This is a genomic window from [Limnothrix rosea] IAM M-220, assembly GCF_001904615.1.
GTDB lineage: Bacteria > Cyanobacteriota > Cyanobacteriia > Cyanobacteriales > MRBY01 > MRBY01.
In genome coordinates this window covers 1-18,648 of sequence record NZ_MRBY01000031.1, presented here as the reverse complement: position 1 = coordinate 18,648, position 18,648 = coordinate 1, and the positions used below count along the sequence as shown (strand labels likewise).

13 protein-coding genes are annotated in these 18,648 nt (G+C 46.3%); 8 read left to right on the top strand and 5 right to left on the bottom strand.

What is annotated here, in order from left to right:
• Nucleotides 1-126: 126 nt before the first annotated feature.
• Entirely contained in the window at nt 127-2,691 is a 2,565-nt protein-coding gene (gene gghA / locus NIES208_RS12380) for a glucosylglycerol hydrolase (RefSeq protein WP_225875305.1), read from the bottom strand.
• A 154-nt stretch (nt 2,692-2,845) separates the two neighbouring features.
• On the opposite strand from gghA, the gene NIES208_RS18625 reads away from it, so the two are divergent.
• The 4 genes from NIES208_RS18625 to NIES208_RS12365 all read left to right on the top strand — a co-directional run bounded on the left by NIES208_RS18625 (nt 2,846) and on the right by NIES208_RS12365 (nt 8,310).
• Complete coding sequence (locus NIES208_RS18625; protein WP_139325052.1) at nt 2,846-3,142, top strand: hypothetical protein; 297 nt, start codon at nt 2,846-2,848, stop codon at nt 3,140-3,142.
• 616 nt (nt 3,143-3,758) lie between these two features.
• Nucleotides 3,759-5,261 (top strand): glucosylglycerol-phosphate synthase, encoded by a 1,503-nt coding sequence (gene ggpS, locus NIES208_RS12375; protein WP_075893210.1) that lies wholly within the window; start codon nt 3,759-3,761, stop codon nt 5,259-5,261.
• Nucleotides 5,262-5,372: 111 nt separating this feature from the next.
• Nucleotides 5,373-7,085, top strand: coding sequence for a glycerol-3-phosphate dehydrogenase (gene glpD / locus NIES208_RS12370; protein ID WP_075893208.1), 1,713 nt, complete (start codon nt 5,373-5,375; stop codon nt 7,083-7,085).
• Nucleotides 7,086-7,245: 160 nt separating this feature from the next.
• Nucleotides 7,246-8,310 (top strand): NAD(P)H-dependent glycerol-3-phosphate dehydrogenase, encoded by a 1,065-nt coding sequence (locus NIES208_RS12365; RefSeq protein ID WP_075893206.1) that lies wholly within the window; start codon nt 7,246-7,248, stop codon nt 8,308-8,310.
• 168 nt (nt 8,311-8,478) lie between these two features.
• Here the strand turns inward: NIES208_RS12365 and hemE are convergent, their stop codons facing one another.
• Nucleotides 8,479-9,531 (bottom strand): uroporphyrinogen decarboxylase, encoded by a 1,053-nt coding sequence (gene hemE / locus NIES208_RS12360; RefSeq protein ID WP_075893204.1) that lies wholly within the window; start codon nt 9,529-9,531, stop codon nt 8,479-8,481.
• Nucleotides 9,532-9,634: 103 nt separating this feature from the next.
• Between hemE and NIES208_RS12355 the strand changes: the two genes are divergently transcribed.
• The 3 genes from NIES208_RS12355 to arsC all read left to right on the top strand — a co-directional run bounded on the left by NIES208_RS12355 (nt 9,635) and on the right by arsC (nt 11,037).
• Complete coding sequence (locus tag NIES208_RS12355) at nt 9,635-10,063, top strand: hypothetical protein (protein ID WP_075893202.1); 429 nt, start codon at nt 9,635-9,637, stop codon at nt 10,061-10,063.
• Nucleotides 10,064-10,225: 162 nt separating this feature from the next.
• On the top strand, nt 10,226-10,543 hold the full coding sequence (locus NIES208_RS12350; RefSeq protein ID WP_139325051.1) for an ArsR/SmtB family transcription factor: 318 nt from the start codon (nt 10,226-10,228) through the stop codon (nt 10,541-10,543).
• 92 nt (nt 10,544-10,635) lie between these two features.
• Nucleotides 10,636-11,037, top strand: a complete 402-nt coding sequence (gene arsC, locus NIES208_RS12345; protein WP_075893198.1) for an arsenate reductase, glutathione/glutaredoxin type — start codon at nt 10,636-10,638, stop codon at nt 11,035-11,037.
• Between the two features lie 45 nt (nt 11,038-11,082).
• On the opposite strand, the gene NIES208_RS12340 is transcribed toward arsC, so the two are convergent.
• Nucleotides 11,083-12,390: a proton extrusion protein PcxA gene (locus tag NIES208_RS12340; RefSeq protein ID WP_075893196.1), complete on the bottom strand. Its 1,308-nt coding sequence runs from the start codon at nt 12,388-12,390 to the stop codon at nt 11,083-11,085.
• A gap of 111 nt (nt 12,391-12,501) precedes the next feature.
• Here NIES208_RS12340 and NIES208_RS12335 point away from each other — a divergent pair, with 111 nt between their 5' ends.
• Nucleotides 12,502-14,661, top strand: coding sequence for a hypothetical protein (locus NIES208_RS12335; protein ID WP_075893194.1), 2,160 nt, complete (start codon nt 12,502-12,504; stop codon nt 14,659-14,661).
• Between the two features lie 40 nt (nt 14,662-14,701).
• Here NIES208_RS12335 and NIES208_RS12330 read toward each other — a convergent pair whose 3' ends face one another.
• Nucleotides 14,702-16,942, bottom strand: coding sequence for a molybdopterin oxidoreductase family protein (locus NIES208_RS12330; protein WP_075893192.1), 2,241 nt, complete (start codon nt 16,940-16,942; stop codon nt 14,702-14,704).
• Nucleotides 16,943-17,277: 335 nt separating this feature from the next.
• Nucleotides 17,278-18,006 carry an MFS transporter gene (locus tag NIES208_RS12325; RefSeq protein ID WP_075893190.1) on the bottom strand — a complete coding sequence of 243 codons (729 nt, stop codon included), beginning with the start codon at nt 18,004-18,006 and terminating at the stop codon, nt 17,278-17,280.
• Between the last annotated feature and the right edge of the window lie 642 nt (nt 18,007-18,648).

The following is an 18,648-nucleotide window of genomic DNA, read 5'->3' as shown; positions in this document are numbered from 1 at the left end:
GTTCGTTGGGGTAACAACAATGGTCGATAAAATATGCCCAGAAAATCTAGGGCGATCGCCTCACTCACAAAAAAATTGCCCTGGGTCAACCACCGCTAGGTTGCGGCTATCTTGCCTGATCTTGCCTTAATCCGTCGGACTATCCGCCCCTTGGGGCATGGCTTCAAGAATCACACCTTGACCATCCCTCAGCTCAAATACTCGCAAAGCTTCAGCCGTACTCTCCAGCTCTAGGCCGGGTGTGGCGATCGCCACGCGCCATTGACTCAGATCCAACTGGAGCCAGTCAGCAAGGGTCACCGTTGTCGGTTCGCCACCCATATGGGCAACCATCACAATTTGCTCCGGAATTTTGTCGGATTCAGGATCCACAAGCTCTGTGCGCAAACCATAAAAAACAGTGATATCAAACTCACTAATGCGATTAAAACGATCCCGCTCCTGCAGATTTTCCCGTAACCAAGAATGTTCCCGACGATATTGCCGCAACAAAAGATTAAAGTTACTTAGCTGGGCACTAACCCGCCCTTCATAGTGGGACACCCGACAGGCTTCATGGCCATCCTCCATAAATGCCATGGCAATCGTTTTTAGCTTCGACACAGTGAGTGCATCTAAAAACTTTTGATGCTCATTCTCACCAATTTTTTCGAGGGGTTCTACGGGACAAACACCATCTTTATCAATACATTTTTGGCAAATATCAGCCGTTTTCGCCAAATCATAATCGGTAAAAATCAACGCCTCATTCAAGGCTTTCATAAAGCGTTTCAGCTCATCCAAATCATCAAAACCCAGAGCCTTTAGTTGCTTAAAAGCCCAAGGCTCAGCGTAAAGTGCCGGAGTAATTTGCCAATCGAGAAAACCCACTTCCTCTGCCGCCACCTTAACGCCATAAAGCTCATCGGTATTACGGAAAAAACCCCATGGCGCTCGCACCAAAGCATTGATAAAGTCCATCGGCAAGCCGGGCATAAAGCAATATACCCACATCGTTGTGGCCGGATTATCGTAGGCATTTTGGATAACCTCTGTGAGATTTTCCCCAAGGAACCAATTAATATCGCTCGTTTCTGGATCGATCTGATTGCCCCGGCGCACGGTGTCGTGGTTCGCACAACCCGTAATCCAGCGATCGCCTTTAAACATCACCTCAGTAATGCGGTTCCATTTATAATCCCAAAAACCTTTAAGGGCAGGAGTATTATGGGCAAAAATCAAGGGACCCCACTGGTAGGACTCCGGGCGTAGCTCAATCAGATCGCGATAGGTTGAAGACATCTCCCAGCCCTCCTCTGGCCAAGGTCGCCCATCTTCAAAGATCGTAAAGAGTAACCGTTGGCGATCGCCAATCTCTTGGATCACATCACTCATCGCCAACAAATAATTATCATCCTGCTCTACCCGTCCCGATAACGGGTTAAAAAAGCGAAAATCTTGACCCCCATCAATACGAATCCCGTCCGCACCACTATTAATGCGTCGCCGTTGCAACTCCAGCAAAATCGCCCGTACCTGCGGCAACTGGTGGTTTAGATCCTGCCCATACATATTAGGCCCCTTGACATACTGATTATTGATCAGCTCCAACGCCTGATTATCCGCATGGCCATAAACAAGATCATAAATTACCTGAATCGCTCCCCCCGAAAAATTGTGGAGCGTAGCGATAAAATCAATCAGCTCATCCGGTCGCAGGGTTTCCAGAATGGTCGGATTTGTCGCCGCCGACCCAAGAATCGGCACATCATAACCCCAGTTTTGGGTTTTCGCTTTCCGCAGCACAATATCGACTTCTAAACCCGACTCAATCTTGCCCGTTTCAATACTCTCACTCGGTTCAATCGCAAAAAATTCATGGTGACGATTATCCCCCTCAAGGCGGTATTCAATAGTTGGCTCAATGGGCAGCAATTGCAGCGCGTCATAGCCCACATAGTTTTGCTCAGCGGGGGTCAACCCTTCGCCAGCCTCCAGCTTGTCAGAAATACCCTGGTACACCTTCGCCAAACCCGCCAGAGTTCCTTCAGGAGAAGCCGTTTTAATGTGAATTTGTAGAATATTTAGTGGCGCAGGCACACGGGGCAGCTCACTATCAGGCTCAGCTAAAATTAGGCGATTTTCTGGCTTCACAGCAGTGCCAACAGCAACGGAGTTGGCCTCAAAATACGCAAGGTCTTTCCGTTCACGCTGTAGTCGATCCACATCGTAGAGCTCCGCTGGCCCAAAAACACCATAGGGCATTGAAACAGCTAAGACATCTCGAATGATGGATATTTGACCTTGGAGGCGATCGCAGTACCGGAGCCAATATAAAGAACCCATTTCTTCACGAGTGCCGGGGCGCATCCCTGCAACCACCCCCCAGAAAAACTCCCCCTGTTGGCACAGCTCAACACAATCTCGGCGGCAGGTGATTTTTTGCTGTGTTGCGCGATAGTCAAGGGGTTCCAATGGCGTAAAAACCTCAAGGAAAATATCCCGGTTCGTTTGAATCACTTCCCCCGCCAGCTCTGGTGTCCAAAAACCAACTTCCGTTAAACCATCTTCCCGGTAATATGTCCCCAACCGCATTGCAAGTCGTTGGCCTTTATGAAAAATACTTTCGTCAGAATCGGCGATCGCCGCTGCCCAGTCCAGTAATTTTTGAGTCTCCTTTTGTTCGAGTGAAATCTGTGATGAAATATGCACTTGTTCCAATGACCGCAACAACAACTATTCGATAATTACTTCAAATACTAAACGATTCAAAAAAGCCTTCATCACGAACAATAAACAAAAAACACGTTTCTCTACCTATAGACATATACCCAGAGACCCAAAGCAACATAGCGACACATAAGCGATGCAGCTACCTTCATCCAATAAACACCTTGACCGCCAGAATTCTCCAATACATTCAATCCCAGAAATAAAAGATAAATCAACCAAAAAAAACTCAATAAAAAACAACTTACCAACAGAAACCAATCCCAAAAAGCCTGTCATATCAAGCATTCCAAGAAAAAAACAACCACATACAAACAAAAGTAGTAGAGAAACGAATCATAAAAAATATATTAAGAAGAAAAATATTCCCACACTTTTTATACAAAAAAAATTATCACTCTCTAGGTCTATTTATTTATGTTTCGCTAGGTAAATGATCTCACCAAGGCGATAGTGTTATGCTTCTAGCATGACCAATAGAGTTGTAGTTATTGCTCCATATAATCATGAATATATTTGATCAACTACCGAGAGCTCACTTAGCTCCTTGCATTCGACTTTAGCAATATTGTTAAAGCAATTATGTACACTTTACTGACCAAAAATACCGAATGCGAACCAAGGCTTCAGCATCATTTTTGATACATCATACAAAGTGTGACCACTCAAGTCTGTTATTGGTCAAATTGAGCGCTCAGCGTTACTAGCATAAATTCCACTGTTGCTTTGTAGCCTGAATATAAACCATGAGGGAGAAGCTCAGACAAAGCGATTTGCACAACTCGATACTTAAAACGCCTAAATTTTAGTAGTTTGAAATTACCCAATGGATCACGACCTTGAACAAAACTTCCCTGTTCACAGATTTATCCCTGCGGTTTTGATGCCATAACGAGTTTGCAGTTTGCAATATTTTGTCTATTTGTTGGCAGTCATAACGTTTGTTCTCGGTAGCATAATAGATGCAGTTACTTTTTCTAGAAATATCCCCTTAAAAAAGTAAGTTGAGAATCAACAATGTATAAAATTCGAACCCTTGGAGGTCTTCAATGAAATCTTCTCTCGTCATTCTCTACCATAGGGAACCCTATGATGAGGTGCGCGAAAACGGTAAAACTTTCTACCGTGATAAGAAAAGCCCTAACGGCATTATGCCAACCCTTAAGAGCTTTTTTGCCAATGCTGAACAAAGTACTTGGGTCGCGTGGAAGCAAGTAACACCAAAGCAGCGGGAGTCCTTTCAAGATAAAATGGCGTATCCCGGCCAAGAGAATAGTGTGGTACATCGTATTCCCTTGTCGGCTGAGCAGGTCAAAAACTTTTATCACGTTACGTCGAAGGAAGCTTTTTGGCCTATTTTGCACTCTTTCCCATGGCAGTTTACCTACGATTCTTCGGATTGGGATAATTTTAAGCACATTAATGAGATGTTTGCTGAGGCGGCCTGTGCTGAGGCGGAAGATGATGCTCTGTTTTGGGTGCATGATTATAATCTCTGGCTTGCGCCTTATTTCATTCGCCAGATTAAGCCCAATGCCAAGATTGCGTTTTTCCACCATACGCCGTTTCCGAGTGTGGATATTTTCAATATTTTGCCGTGGCGTGAGGCTATTGTTGATAGTCTCCTGTGCTGTGATCTCTGTGGTTTTCATCTGCCGCGATATGTGCAGAATTTTGTGGCAGTGGCTAGGAGTCTGCGGAAAGTGGAGATTACGCGCCAAGTGCCTGTCGATGAGAATTCTTTTACGCCTGTGGGCACTGCCCTCGCTGAGCCTGTTATTACGACGCAGCTCAAGGTTGGCGATCGCCTCGTAAACCTAGATGCCTTTCCTGTGGGGACAAATCCGAGTTTGATCCGCTCCCAGGTCGAGCAAGAAGCGACACAGCAACGTATCAAAGAAATTCGTGAAGAACTTGGTGGTAATAAACTCATTCTTTCCGCTGGACGTATCGATTACGTTAAAGGAACCAAAGAGTTGCTTGTTTGTTATGAGCGTCTCTTAGAGCGCCGTCCCGAACTGATTTCTAAGGTTAATTTGGTTGTAGCAGCGGCGAAACCCGCAACGGGTATGCGCGTTTATAAGAATGCCCAGAGTGAAATTGAGCGTTTGGTGGGCAAAATTAATGGTCGCTTCGCCAAGCTAAATTGGACACCGATCCGTCTATTTACCAGTGCTTTGTCCTATGCCGAACTACTGGCACTGTTTGGCGCGGCGGATATTGCGTGGATTACGCCCCTGCGGGATGGCCTAAACCTTGTTGCGAAGGAGTATGTTGTCGCCCATGGTACGCAGGACGGTGTTTTGGTTTTGTCTGAGTTTGCGGGCTCGGCGGTGGAGCTACCTGATGCGGTTTTAACGAACCCCTACGCTGCTAAACGGATGGATGAGTCCATTGATGAAGCGTTAGCAATGCCTGTGGAAGAGCAGCAACGCCGTATGAAAAATATGTACGCATCTATTCAGCGCTATGACGTGCAGCAATGGGCAAATCATATGTTCCGTGAGGCTCAAGCTTCGCCGGAATTGGGTAAGGAACCAGCCCTTGTTTAAGGGGATAAATTTCTCACTCAGTACTGGGGGCGATCGCCCCGCTTGACAACCCAAAAGATATGGAGGGGAATCTTTCCCAGAGACCCCTCTAGTAAACTAATCCAAGGATTTATGCGAGATTTACAAACTGTCCAAAACTCGACTTATGACCTGATTATTATCGGTGGGGGAATCAACGGTGTTGGCATTGCCCGCGATGCAGCGTTACGGGGTCTTAAGACATTACTTTTAGAAAAGAATGATTTTGCCAGTGGATCAACCTGTTGGTCTACCCGCCTCATCCACGGTGGCCTACGGTATCTCGAATATTTAGAATTTCCCCTTGTGCGTGAATCCTTGCATGAACGGGAAATTTTATTAAGGAATGCGCCTCATCTTGTGCAGCCTTTGCAAATGACGATTCCCCTTTATAAAGGGGCTGCCCGTGGTTATTGGCTGATCCAGGCAGGGATGCTCCTTTACGATATTCTCAGTTTTGATAAGACTGTGCCTGCTCACCGGATGCTAAATGCGCAAAAGTTTAAACAGCTTTTCCGTACGGTGCGCTCCCAAGATATTATCGGCGCAGCGCAATATTACGATGGTCAGGCGGAGTATGCAGAAAGACTGGCCTTAGAAAATGTCCTTGATGCCCAAGCGGCTGGGGCAACGGTTTTAAATTATGCGACTGTGACGGAACTGCAAATCGGCGATCGCCCCACTGAAATCACCTCAATAACTTGTAAAGATCAGCTGACAGGTGAAAGCTTTACGGTCAATGCGAAAGGTAGTGTTGTCGTTAATACGTCGGGACCTTGGGTAGACCAAGTTTGTAGTCGCGCCAAGGTTGGCGAAGAACCAAAACCCCTAGGTAAAGAGCCCAAAATGGGCGGGACAAAGGGTAGCCACATTGTCGTTGATCCTTTTCCCGGCGCACCCAGTGGCGCGCTCTATGTGGAAGCCGCTAGCGACAACCGTCCGTACTTCATTATTCCGTGGCTCGGCAAATATCTTATCGGGACAACGGATATTAAATACGACGGTAATCTCGATAAAGTTAAGGCGAGTGATGCGGAAATTGATTATCTCCTCTCGGAAACGAATCGGGTGCTACCTTCGGCTCAGCTCACCCGTGACGACGTGAAATTTACCTATTCCGGCGTACGTCCATTGCCCTATGTCGGCGACAAAAATCCGGCTAGCATTACCCGCAGCCATATTTTGTTTGACCACAGTCCTGAGGGGGTTAAAAATCTCATTTCCCTCATTGGCGGTAAATTAACGACCTATCGGCAAGTGGGTGAAGAGATGGTGGATTTGGTTTATAAAAAACTCAAGCGTACGGTTCCCCCTTGTTCTACCCGCAAGCGTCCATTACCGGGGGCGATCGCCGCCGATTCTAGCCAGATCGAAATGATGATCAAGCGTTATGGCAACACCGTTGATCGTATCTCTATCCAACATTTGTTCAGGATGTACGGTTCTAAAGCCTCCAATGTTTTAGCATTAGTAGATGAGGCTGCCGACCTCGGTGAACGAATTGTCCCCTATTTGCCGGACATCAAAGCCCAAGCTGTTTATGCCATGCGCGCAGAGCTTGCCCACAATATTGAGGATATTTGTCGGCGCAGAACGACTTTTTCGATGGTTGCAAATTATGGTTACGATGCGCTACCCGCCATTGTTGATGCCCTACAGAAACATTGCGGTTTAGACCAAGCAGAGTGCGATCGCCAAGTTGCCGCCTATAAGCGCTTTATCGAACGTAACTGTTTACCAGATTTTGCCATTGCTGATCCAGCAGAGCGCAATTCCGCTGCTCCCAAAGCAGAAGTGTACTCATAGAAAGTTTGCCTCGTTTTTGTTGTAGGACAGCATTTTATTACGCATATTTAAAAACACCTTTTAAACAGCGAATATTTAGCGATTTTACGGAACCGCTAGGCTTCCTACAGTTATTTTTTCCGTAGATCACCATTACTCAAGCTTGTTAAAACAAAAAACAATGTCTCCTTTTACTTCCACTGTCACAACTGAAGAACAACATAATACAGGTAATAGTCCAGCCCCTGTCACCAATACTGTCATTCCCCAAACATGTCCTAAGACAGTAAATGCTAATCGTAAAACCATTGCGATGCTTGGTGCAGGGGCTTGGGGTTCTGCTCTCGCGACCTTGGCTTCGGTCAATGACCATGAGCTGCGCGTCTGGTCACGCAGGGGGGAACTCAGTCTTGAAGAGGCGATCGCCGATGCAGATGTCATTATTTCGGCGATTTCCATGAAGGGTGTGCGTAGTGTCGCCGCTCAGCTGAAAGAGTTGTCCATTCCCAAGGATGCCATTATTGTCACCGCAACAAAGGGTTTAGAGCCGAAAACAACCCTCACCCCTTCTCAAATTTGGCAAGAGACTTTTCCTGATCATCCTGTTGTTGTGCTTTCTGGCCCGAATCTTTCTAAGGAAATTGAAGCTGGTTTGCCTGCAGCAACGGTTGTCGCTAGTGCTGATGAAAATGCGGCGATCGCCGTCCAAGAATTATTTTCTTCCAACTGCTTTAGGGTCTATACCAATACAGATCCCGTTGGTACAGAGCTAGGCGGCACCTTAAAAAATGTGATTGCCATTGGTGTCGGCATTTGTGAAGGTCTGAATCTGGGGACAAACGCGAAATCAGCCCTAATTACCCGCGCCCTCCCCGAAATTATTCGCATCGGCACGCACTTCGGCGCTCAGCCAGAAACATTCCTCGGTTTAGCAGGATTGGGAGATATGCTCGCCACCTGCATGAGTCCTTTAAGCCGCAATCACCGCGTCGGTTATGGCTTGGCACAGGGCAAGGATCTCAAACAAATCCTTGAAGAGCTGGGCAGTACTGCCGAAGGCGTAAACACCACCAAAGTGTTGATTAACCTCGCAAATCGTGAAGGTATTCCCATTTCCATTTCCCGCCAAATTTACCGTTTACTTAAAGGTACAGTTACCCCAATGGCAGCGGTGGAAGCGCTAATGGAGCGGGAACTCAAAGCAGAGTCCTGCGAACTTTTTGAAAATTCTGACGAAGAAGAATAAGCTCTAATTTTCTTCGTTTTTCCCAACTAAATAAAATAGAAAAGTGCCCCAAGGAATTATTTTCCCCAAGGCACTTTTTTTCGTTTAGAAAAGCAATATTGCCAAAACAGTTGGCGTAGTTATGCAGCGTTAAGACATGGTAATTGGGTTTCCTTTAGGGCGATCGCCTTAAAGAAAGCTCTTAACGTTTTTGCAAGTCTCGAAGAAGAAGCGCACATTATCTTCTGGAGTACCGACGAGCACACCATGACCGAGATTGAGAATATGACCTTGGTCGCCAACCTTTTTCACCGTGTCAATAATGCGGCTCTTAATAAAATCGTGGGAGCCAAATAGCACACCGGGATCGATATTACCCTGAAGGATAATGTCCTTACCGAGACGCTTTTTCGCATCGAGCATATCCACAGACCAGTCAACACTAACGATGTCAACGCCTGTTTTACCCATGCGCTCTAACACACCAGCACTGCCGCTAATGTAAAGAATCAAAGGAAAATCAGGGTATTTTTCTTTGACCTGATCAATTACCCGTTTCTGGTAAGGCAACGCGAAAATGTCGTAGTCTTGGGGGCTAAGCTGACCGGCCCAAGAGTCAAACATCTGGATAATCTGCGCGCCACACTCGATCTGGTAACAGACATATTTGGCGATCGCATCGGCGATATTACTCAGGAAACTGTGGAGAATCGCAGGCTGAGAAAACGCCATATTTTTAATAATCGCGTAGTTCTTAGAACTTTTACCCTCGATTGCATAGGCTGCCAAGGTCCAAGGCGCACCCACAAAACCAAGCACAGTACCCTCATTTTTCACTTCATCACGGAGAGTGTTGAGGATAGTTTTAATAAAAGGTAGACATTCCTCCGGCTCAAACGGTGTCATTGCATTAACCTGTGCCTGAGTCCGAATCGGATCAGTAATTTGGGGGCCTTTGCTTTCTACAATGTCAAAATCAATGCCCATGCCAGGGAGCGGCGTCAAAATGTCAGAGAACATGATCACACCGTCGGGCTTGAAAGCATGCCAAGGTTGCAGAGAAATTTCGATCGCGAGATCTGGGTTTTCAGAACGGTCACGGAAGCTCGGATACTTCTCCCGTAGATCGCGATAGATTTTCATATAACGCCCTGCTTGGCGCATCATCCACACCGGAGTCCGCTCGACTTTCTCCCCCCGTGCAGCCCTCAATAACAGAGGTGTATTATTGCTTTCCGACATGATTTATTAAAATAATTTTTGTGCCTTTGTAAGCTTATCATCTCGGTTTATGAAATAAGCTTGAGACATTAGAGTAAGCAGTTAACAATTATTAAGAAATATTGTGAACGATCCTTCTTCTCGTAATATTCAATTCAATTCTTCCGGCTTGGGTTGTTTTTTGACCTTTATCCTGATAGCGGCGCTGTTGACGTCGGTGGGACTAGGCTGGATCGTCAATGGCTTTATCATTTTAATTTTATTGATTCCAGTGACGATTATTCTTGGGGTTTTGGGTTTTCAATGGTGGCTCAAACGCAACATTATTGAGGATGATTGTCCAGTTTGTAGTCAAACTTTTACGGGTTTAAATAACTCTATTGCCCGCTGTCCTAATTGTGGTGAAGTTGTCCAAGTGGTGGATAAGGCCTTTCAACGGCAAACTCCTGCTGGTACGGTGGATATTTCTGCGGTTGATGCTGTTGAGGTGGAGGCTAAACCGGCTGATGTTCGGGTGGTTGATGTTCAGGTCTTAGAACCCGGCGAAGATTAATTTCACATTGGGTTCATTGGGCGATCGCCTCCCTTGATCGTGTAAACCAGCTTTTCGTCATGGGAGGCGTTAGCTCATTATTCATACATATTAATGGTGTGAATTTATCTGCGTTACTCAAGTTTTTGTGATTTACCGACGATCCTTTTTCATTGTTTGATTATGTCCTCATCTGTTCAAAGTCCTGTTGAAGTTTGGCAAGGGTTTCGTGCTTTATCGGATCCGTTACGTATCCGCATTGTCGAGCTACTGCGATCGCAGGAATTGTGTGTGTGTGAGCTATGTGACGAGCTGGACACGAGCCAATCGAAATTATCTTTTCACCTAAAAAACCTGAAGGACGCGAATTTGGTGATCGCTCGCCAACAGGGGCGTTGGATGTACTACCGCCTGAATGTGTCGCAATTTGCGGAGTTGGAGTCTTATCTGGCTGGGTATAAAAAGAGTCAGTTCAATCCGGCGAAGCCTTGCTGTGAGTAAATGGTTTCAGATTTCTCGTCAATTATTAAATTCAGAAAAATCGTTATGGCAATCTTGGGTCGTGAATTTCAAGGTTCAGCGCCAGAAAAATCATGAAAAAAGTAATGTTTGTCTGCCGTCGCAATTCCTGTCGCTCCCAGATGGCGGAAGGTTTTGCGAAAACTCTAGGAGCTGGAAAAATTGAGGTTGTGTCATCGGGTTTAGAAGCCAGCCGCGTTCATCCCACGGCCATTGAAGTGATGGCAGAAATTGGCATTGATGTAAAAACACAAACTTCTGATGCGTTGAGTGATTTTCAGGCTGAAGATTTTGATGCCGTAATTTCCATGTGTGGCTGCGGTGTGAGCCTTCCCGAAGCATGGGTTACTCGCGAAGTTTTTGAAGATTGGGATTTAGAAGATCCCGATGGTAAGTCGATTGAAATCTTTCACCGAGTTCGCGACCAAATTAAAGGGCGAGTATCAAGTTTAATAGGGAAACTTGGAGAGATTTAGTGTTGATGTGCGTTACGCTTCGCTAACACACTCTACTTTATTGGCTTATTCGTTCATGTTGCGGTAGGTGGCCACAGCAGAGGGGGAAATACGGTTGAGATAACGGAAAATCGAATATTTCAGTACCGTGTCGAGAATGACGGGGAAGGTGGCGATAAACAGAAAATTAAAATCGCGGCTTTCGGCAAGACCAAAATGCTTGGCGACGCTTTCTAGGACAATTTCCCAGCCGTGGGGCGAGTGGTAACCGACAAAAATATCGGTAAACAGAATAATCAAAAAAGCTTTTGCCGAATCACTCAGCCCGTATACCACTTCGTCTAGAAAACTTTTGAGCACAGCAATTTCCCGTTTGCTAGCAAGAAGAACCACCACAAACGCAAAAAAGGAACAAATGTCCGCAAAAATATTTTCATAGGCGTTATAGCTGCGATCGCGATATTCAAGGGCAATTTCTGTGGCTCTTTCCCGAATTTTGTCCTGCATTTCTGCTTCGTCTAGGGCAGGGGCAAAACCAACAATGCGACGCATTTCTAAGCTGGCACGATAATGTTCTAGCTCTGCAAATGCCTCGTCTTCAAGGTCGTTGTTGGCAAATAGAGCAGGACTCGCTTCGGTAAAAAAATGTTCTTCCACGAAGGGCGTAATGGCGATTTTTGAAAGTTGGTGTACCAGCAGCGGAATGATCACGAGCATCAACAAAAACTTAATTGATACGGCTGTTTTGTTGCGCGATCGCCGAAACTTTGTAACGACTTCTTCTTCTGCTGCTTGGGATTTTGGGTCAATTTCCTGCTGAATGCGACTAAAGGTGCTTAGGATCGAGCGCGGTACTAACCCCGTTTTATTCATCGCGGTGTCGGCTTTGCGGCGTGGCCGGGGTGCATCGGGATTAGATAATTCGCCATTTTCTAAAGGAGCTGTTGATGGGCGATCGACTTTGATTAAAGCAACAGACTGTTTCGACAGAGGGCGACCGTAATGTGCTGTAATTTCGTCGATAAACCGTAATTTCTCGATAATGATTGTTTCTTTTTCGGCGGCATCGGGATAGAAAGAATTGCTCGATTTGCGATTAATGGTTTCTTCAGAAACAGCTATGACTGTTTTAAATGACCGAAATTCCCGTAGACGTACCTGGGCAATTTTGAGCTGTTTGCGCACTTCCCCTTGGAAATAATCAATGACACTATCGCTATACTCAGCATTACGGCTGGCAACGGGTTTACCGCCAAAGTGTTCGTCTTCCATTGCCTTGATGGTAAGGGCAGCGCGATATGCTTGCTCTAAAGCGCGGTCTGGTGTGTCATAAAACCAGTTGCGGGCTTTGTTGACAAGGTCATTAAATTTCATGGGATACCATCAGTGGAGCCTAGGCAATATTGGTTCATTATTGTAGCGATTTGTTTTGTTGGCAATGGTTTGAGTTGAGCAGTCACAATTTAGTTTTTCATCGTCGTTGTTATGGCAAAGTTACAGGATTCACAGGGGCAACAGCTTTGGTTGAGCGGCAAGTCTTGCAGTGGTAAAACGACATATCTGGTTCAGCAGATCCAGCGACATCACGCAGCCCGGGGCGATCGCCGGGTTTTAGGTCAAACACCGGTTGTATTTCAAGCGCCACAATCGGCGCAACAATCCATGTTGGTGCTGGCTGCAAATAATCGCAATCAGCGAGAATTAGCCGATGCAATTCAAGAGGCTTTGCAGGGTACAGGGAATTTTGTGAGTAAAACGCCCCTTGGTTTTATGGCGGATGAAGTGGTGTTATTTTTTCCACTCGTTTGTGATGTCCTCAATCTCCGGTCCGAGTTTCCATTACGCCTGCGTCCGGAGCTAGAACAAAAATATGCGACAGAACTGTGGGCTGCAACGCTCGAAAGTTGGGAGCTGGGTCTCAGTGGGCGATCGCTGTCTCGTTTAATTCGGCGTTTATTAGATTTATTGCAATTAGCGGGGGCGGCAGGTGTTGCACCGGAAGACATTGGGACACGTTTAACGGGGGGTCAATTATCATTGCTCAGCGGCACGATTATCTATGGTCAGGATGATCTATTGGCCACGCTGACGGAAGAGGCGACGGAACTTTTATTGGCTTGGCGTCATTGGTGTTTAGAGCGGGGCTTTCTCACCTATGGCATTATTTATGAGCTTTATTGGCGTTATTTGTTGCCAAACGCTGGCTACCAAAAGCATCTGTTTCAACACTTTGATTCGATTTGGGCGGATGATGTCCATGATTATCCGGCGATCGCCAAGGATTTATGTGAGTTATTTCTCGATGCCCATTTACCCGCCATGTTTACGGCCAACCCCGACGGGCATACGCGTTTGGGGCTCAATGCTGATCCGAATTATCTAGGGACATTAGCGACAAAATGCCAACAGCTTGAACTAGAAACCACTGGTGGTTTGGCGACAACCCTAGGCGAAATTTTGGCAGAGCAATTAACACAACCGCAATTTAGCAACAGCCTCCCCACCACCATTCAGTCCATCCAAAGTCTTTCCCGTGCCAGCCTTTTAGAAAAAGTGATCATTGAAATTCAGCGCTTGATTAAAGACGAATGGGTACAGCCAGAAGATATTGCCATTATCGCGCCCGGTCTCGATGAGGTTGCCCGTTATACCTTGATGCGGAGCCTCGGTGCATCTGGTATTGCTGTTGAACCCCTCAGTGAACAGCGACCAATTTATAGTTCTCCTTGGGGGCGATCGCCGATTACTCTGCTCGCATTACTTTATCCCCACTGCGGCCGACTAATTCAAACCAGCGAAGTAGCGGAATTGTTAATTATGCTTTCGCAAACGGTGGCGGGAGAATATCGCATTGACCCCGTGCGGGCGGGATTATTGGTGGACTATTGCTATCAGCCGGACCCTGACAATCCCCAACTTTTACCCGCAAACACTATGCCACGGGGCGATCGCCTCGGATATCAGGTCACCACAGCCTATGAAGACATTCGCCAATGGCTCAATGGGCAAAAATCACAACTCGATCCTTCTCCCCTCGGTGTTTTAACGACCTTAGACGAAGCAATTCGCTATTTTTTCTTGAACAATTTGTCCCTCAGCTATGAGCAACTGGCCACACTCCGGGAACTTACCGAAACTTGTCAGCATTTCTACGCCGGCGATCGCCGCTTACAGACACACGACGGGACCCAAATTTCTCCAGCATCGCGTTTACCAGAACTCATTGCACTGCTCCAACGGGATTTAATTTCCACCAATCCCCGCCCACAATTTACCTTTAACCGAGCTCAAAAACCCACCGTGACCCTCGCGACAATCTTTCAATATCGCGCTGCAAAACTCCACCACCGTTATCAATTTTGGCTGGATGCCGGCTCAAGACTCTGGGAACAAGGGGGGGCTGCCACACTCTTTGGCTATGGGGTCTTTCAAAGGGATTGGGATGGAGAACCCTGGTCCATGGCAGCAGAAACCCGCCAAAATCAACAAAGACTCCAGCATATTGTGCAAGATTTGGTGGGGCGTTGTGGCGACAAAATTTATCTATGTCACAGCGATCTCAGCGTGAATGGCAACGAGCAAATCGGCCCCTTAATGCCCCTATTGCAAAGCACCCAAGAGCGAATGATCGACACAGTAAATTGATGCCACCTAAAAATTGATGCCACCTAAAAATTGATGCCACCTAAACGCCTTGGAGCACTTCCGTCGGTGTCTGTTGGTTTTCCGTGGACTTCGTTAATGGCGATCGCACCTTAGAGACCTGCACCGCACAAGCTTTCAGCTCTGGTTGGAGAGAAACCGGACAAGCTTCCGGGTGGGTCAAAACATTCGCTTCCGTATCCTCACCCCAAAGTGCGCCCCAATGCATGGGTGCAAAGACAGTGCCCGGAGTAATATTTTTCGTAACGAGCGCCGGAAACTTCGCTGAACCTCGCCGCGATCGCACCTCTAGCAAATCCCCATCTTGAATACCGATGCGTTGGGCATCCCTAGGGTGAATTTCGAGGAAAGGCGCTGGGTGCATTTTTTGGATTTTGGGAATTCTGCCCGTGCGGGTCATGGTATGCCAATGGCCATAGAGACGACCAATCGTTAGCACAAAAGGAAAATCCGTATCCGGCGGCTCGGCTAAACCACGGGAATGATAGGCTGCAAATCTCGCCCGTCCATCAGGCGTATGGAAACGACCATCTTCATACAAACGCTTCCCTTTAAGGGGCGCATCTTGACCCAAAATTTTCTTCAGTAAACCGCGATTATCTTTTTCTTTTTCCTTGTCAGTCTCCTCCAACTCCGCCTTGGGGAAAGGCCATTGGGTCGGGCCTTGTGTCGCTAAATATTCGTGGCTTAGGGCCGTCATGTCACAGGGGCGATCGCCCGTGAGCCGAATAAACTCACCATAAACCTCCGCTGAAGAAACCGCTTGAAACTGCTTCCGATAGCCCAAACGGCGACCCACCTCCGCAAAAATTTCCCAGTCCGCCCACGCCTCACCAGGGCGATCGCGAAACTGCGGACAATAAGTAACCACCCGCTCAGAATTAGTCATTGTGCCCGTTTTTTCGCCCCATTGCAGCGCTGGCAAAAGTAAGTGGGCATACTCCGCCGTTTCCGTCGGGTAGTAAGCATCTTGGCAAATCGTAAATTCAGACTTGCGTAAAGCAGCCTTTGTTCGTTCAAGATCCGGCATACTCACCGCCGGATTTGTGGCGACGACCCACAGCAAACCAACATCTCCCGTTTCTAGACCCGTAATCATCGACCAAGCATCTCTACCCGGCACTGGCGAAATCGCCTTTTCCGGTAAACCCCAAGCCTTTTCCAAGGTTTGACGATGTTCAGGATTTTTAACCAGACGATAGCCCGGCAACAAATGAGCTAAGCCACCCGCTTCCCGTCCCCCCATGGCATTAGGCTGGCCTGTTAACGAGAAGGGCCCAGAGCCGGGTTTCCCAATTTCCCCAGTCATGAGGTGCAAATTGATCAAGGTGCGCACCTTTGCCGTCCCTTCCGAGGATTGGTTAATCCCCATTGACCACAGGGACAGAACGCTACTCGCTTTTGCCCAATATTTCGCCGCCTTTTCTAAATGATCAATGCGAATACCGCAGCGTCGCGCCACCGTTTCGGGCGTATAGCTCTGGACTAAAGTGGCAAATTTCGAAAAGTCACGTGTACATTCATCAATAAAAAAGGTATCAATATGCTCCCATTTCAAAAGCAAGTGGGCAATACCATTAAGCAAATCGATGTCCGTGCCCGGCTTGATCGCAAGGTGTAAATCAGCAGCTTCGGCGGTTTTTGTGAGGCGGGGATCAACAACGACTAATTTCGCGCTGGAATGCTTAATATGTTGATTTAAACGATTAAAAACAATGGGGTGACAGTCTGCGGTATTGCTACCAATGATAAAAGCACAATCTGTCAATTCTAAATCTTCGTAACAGGGTGGGGGGCCATCGGCACCGAAGCTTTGGATATAGCCAGCCACGGCTGAGGACATGCAAAGTCGTGAATTGGCATCAAAGTTGTTTGTACCAAGGCAGCCCTTGAGTAATTTTTGTGCGGTGTAATAATCCTCGGTCTGTAACTGACCAGAACCATACATAGCAATGCCGTCTACACCAATCTGGGCTTTAACTGTTTGAATGCGGTCTGTAATGAGGTTAAAGGCTGTATCCCAGCTCACTCGCTCAAAGGGATCCTCTAGCGATCGCCGATACATCGGGTAAAGCAGACGATCCTTATCAAGGGATTCAGCAATAGTTGCACCTTTGACACAAACCTTACCAAGGCTGGAAGGATGGGAGCGATCGCCCATTACCTTTAGGGGAGTACGGCCGGGCTTATCAACGGGAGAAACCTCCAATCCACAACCAACACCACAGTACGGACAAAGGGTTTTTGTTTTTTGCTGATCCATTGCTAGAAGCTCTACTAAGAGATCAAAGAAAGTTTTGAAGTAATTAAGTTTGCGATCAACTCGCCCATTACTATTAGTCTATGTACCAAACAAATGTCTTTAGGATTTGATCTTCCTTAAACTTTTATTATCATCATAGGGCATACTCTTTATCTTAAATGAGTATCTATTACTATGAGTATTTCAACTCTAAATTATACGGAGGCGATCGCCTTACAAAGAAAATTTTTGATTATTTAGACCATCGTTCTCACCTAAAATCAAAGGTAAATATAACTTTTTTTTGGCATCGCTTTTTTGAAGATAAAAACACCTAAAAAATACCCAAACAAAGTTTAGTAACTCACTTCATTTGCGACAGGAACATTGGACAATTCATCCTCACCTTCATGGAATTCTGCGAAGGCCCCCCTAGGCTCCTTCAAGGAAAAGAGACAGAGGAATGCAACGATTAAGCCACCAACACCGAGTACCTGAAAGAAAGTAGCATTAACATTCGCCACCAAGCACCCAAAATCACATTTGGTTGAAACCTCGATGCCACGGGCTTTTTCGAGGCGCTTGTATTCCTTTCCGGGAGGCGTATCGGAAACGCTCACAGAGTAAAGACAACCGCAGAGGGCTGCCACAATACCAGAACCGGCGATCGCCGCACGCCAGTTAAACATAGAAGTATCAAAGGCAGGGAAGAAAAGAAGCTTAAACGTCTCAGGCTCACCGAAACTGAATGCGCCAGGTATCAAAAATAGTGCAATACCGAAGATCACCATGGTAAACGCAGCAAATGCAGAACCAAAATTACCCCAGTCACCGTAAATACCTTGAGCAGTACCGACATCCTGAGGAGGGAACCACTCCACAACCATCCGAATACCGACAACAAATCCTGCACCAACAAGACCCACCAAAAAACGGCCAATCACCAGCTGATTAAAGCTTTGCGCTGTTGCAAAAATGAGACAGGACATCAATGCATCGATGGGCAGGATAGAGTAGGTCAGCCTCAGACCATACTGATCAAGCAACATGCCGATAATGACGCGAGCCGATAATAGCGCGAACAAAAACGGTCAACGCAACATTACAAAGGCCAATTGTACCGAGCTGAGGACATGTCAAGCCAAATTCTTGACCGATGGTGATGGCAAAGGGAGGAAAGTTGAACCACACCATGAAAGTCAAAAAAAATGCAAACCACGTCATAGGAAGGATTTTATATCTCCCATTAAATGACCACATTGCTTCGAGCATTTTTTATTTTCCAAAAAGAACTGTTCTGATGTTTAAGACCTAACCACAAGAAAAAGATTTTGTTGTATTCAATATGTCTAATTGTTTGTTTTTTTTCAGGGATTGAAGACAATTAAAAATCTTTGTGGCCATGAAAGTAAATGATTAATTAATTTACGCATTAACATGAACAAATGTCGGCAGAACTATTTCCAAAATTTGTATGTTTTAGTAAATTTTTTTTTCAATTGCTTTCAGAAGTTGGCAACAGAATCACACTCTTTACTTGGAAAATTCGTATTATTCGCTACTTTTTTTCAAGAAGTTATGCGGTTTCAGAATAAAGTAATACTCTGATATGCATAGATTGCAAATTATCTGAAACGATGGAGACAGATTTTTTCCATGGTGTAAGTCTGGTCTAAGTACAGGACAAAAGTTGAACAGGGTCGAATAGAGGACAAGGAAAAGAGGAA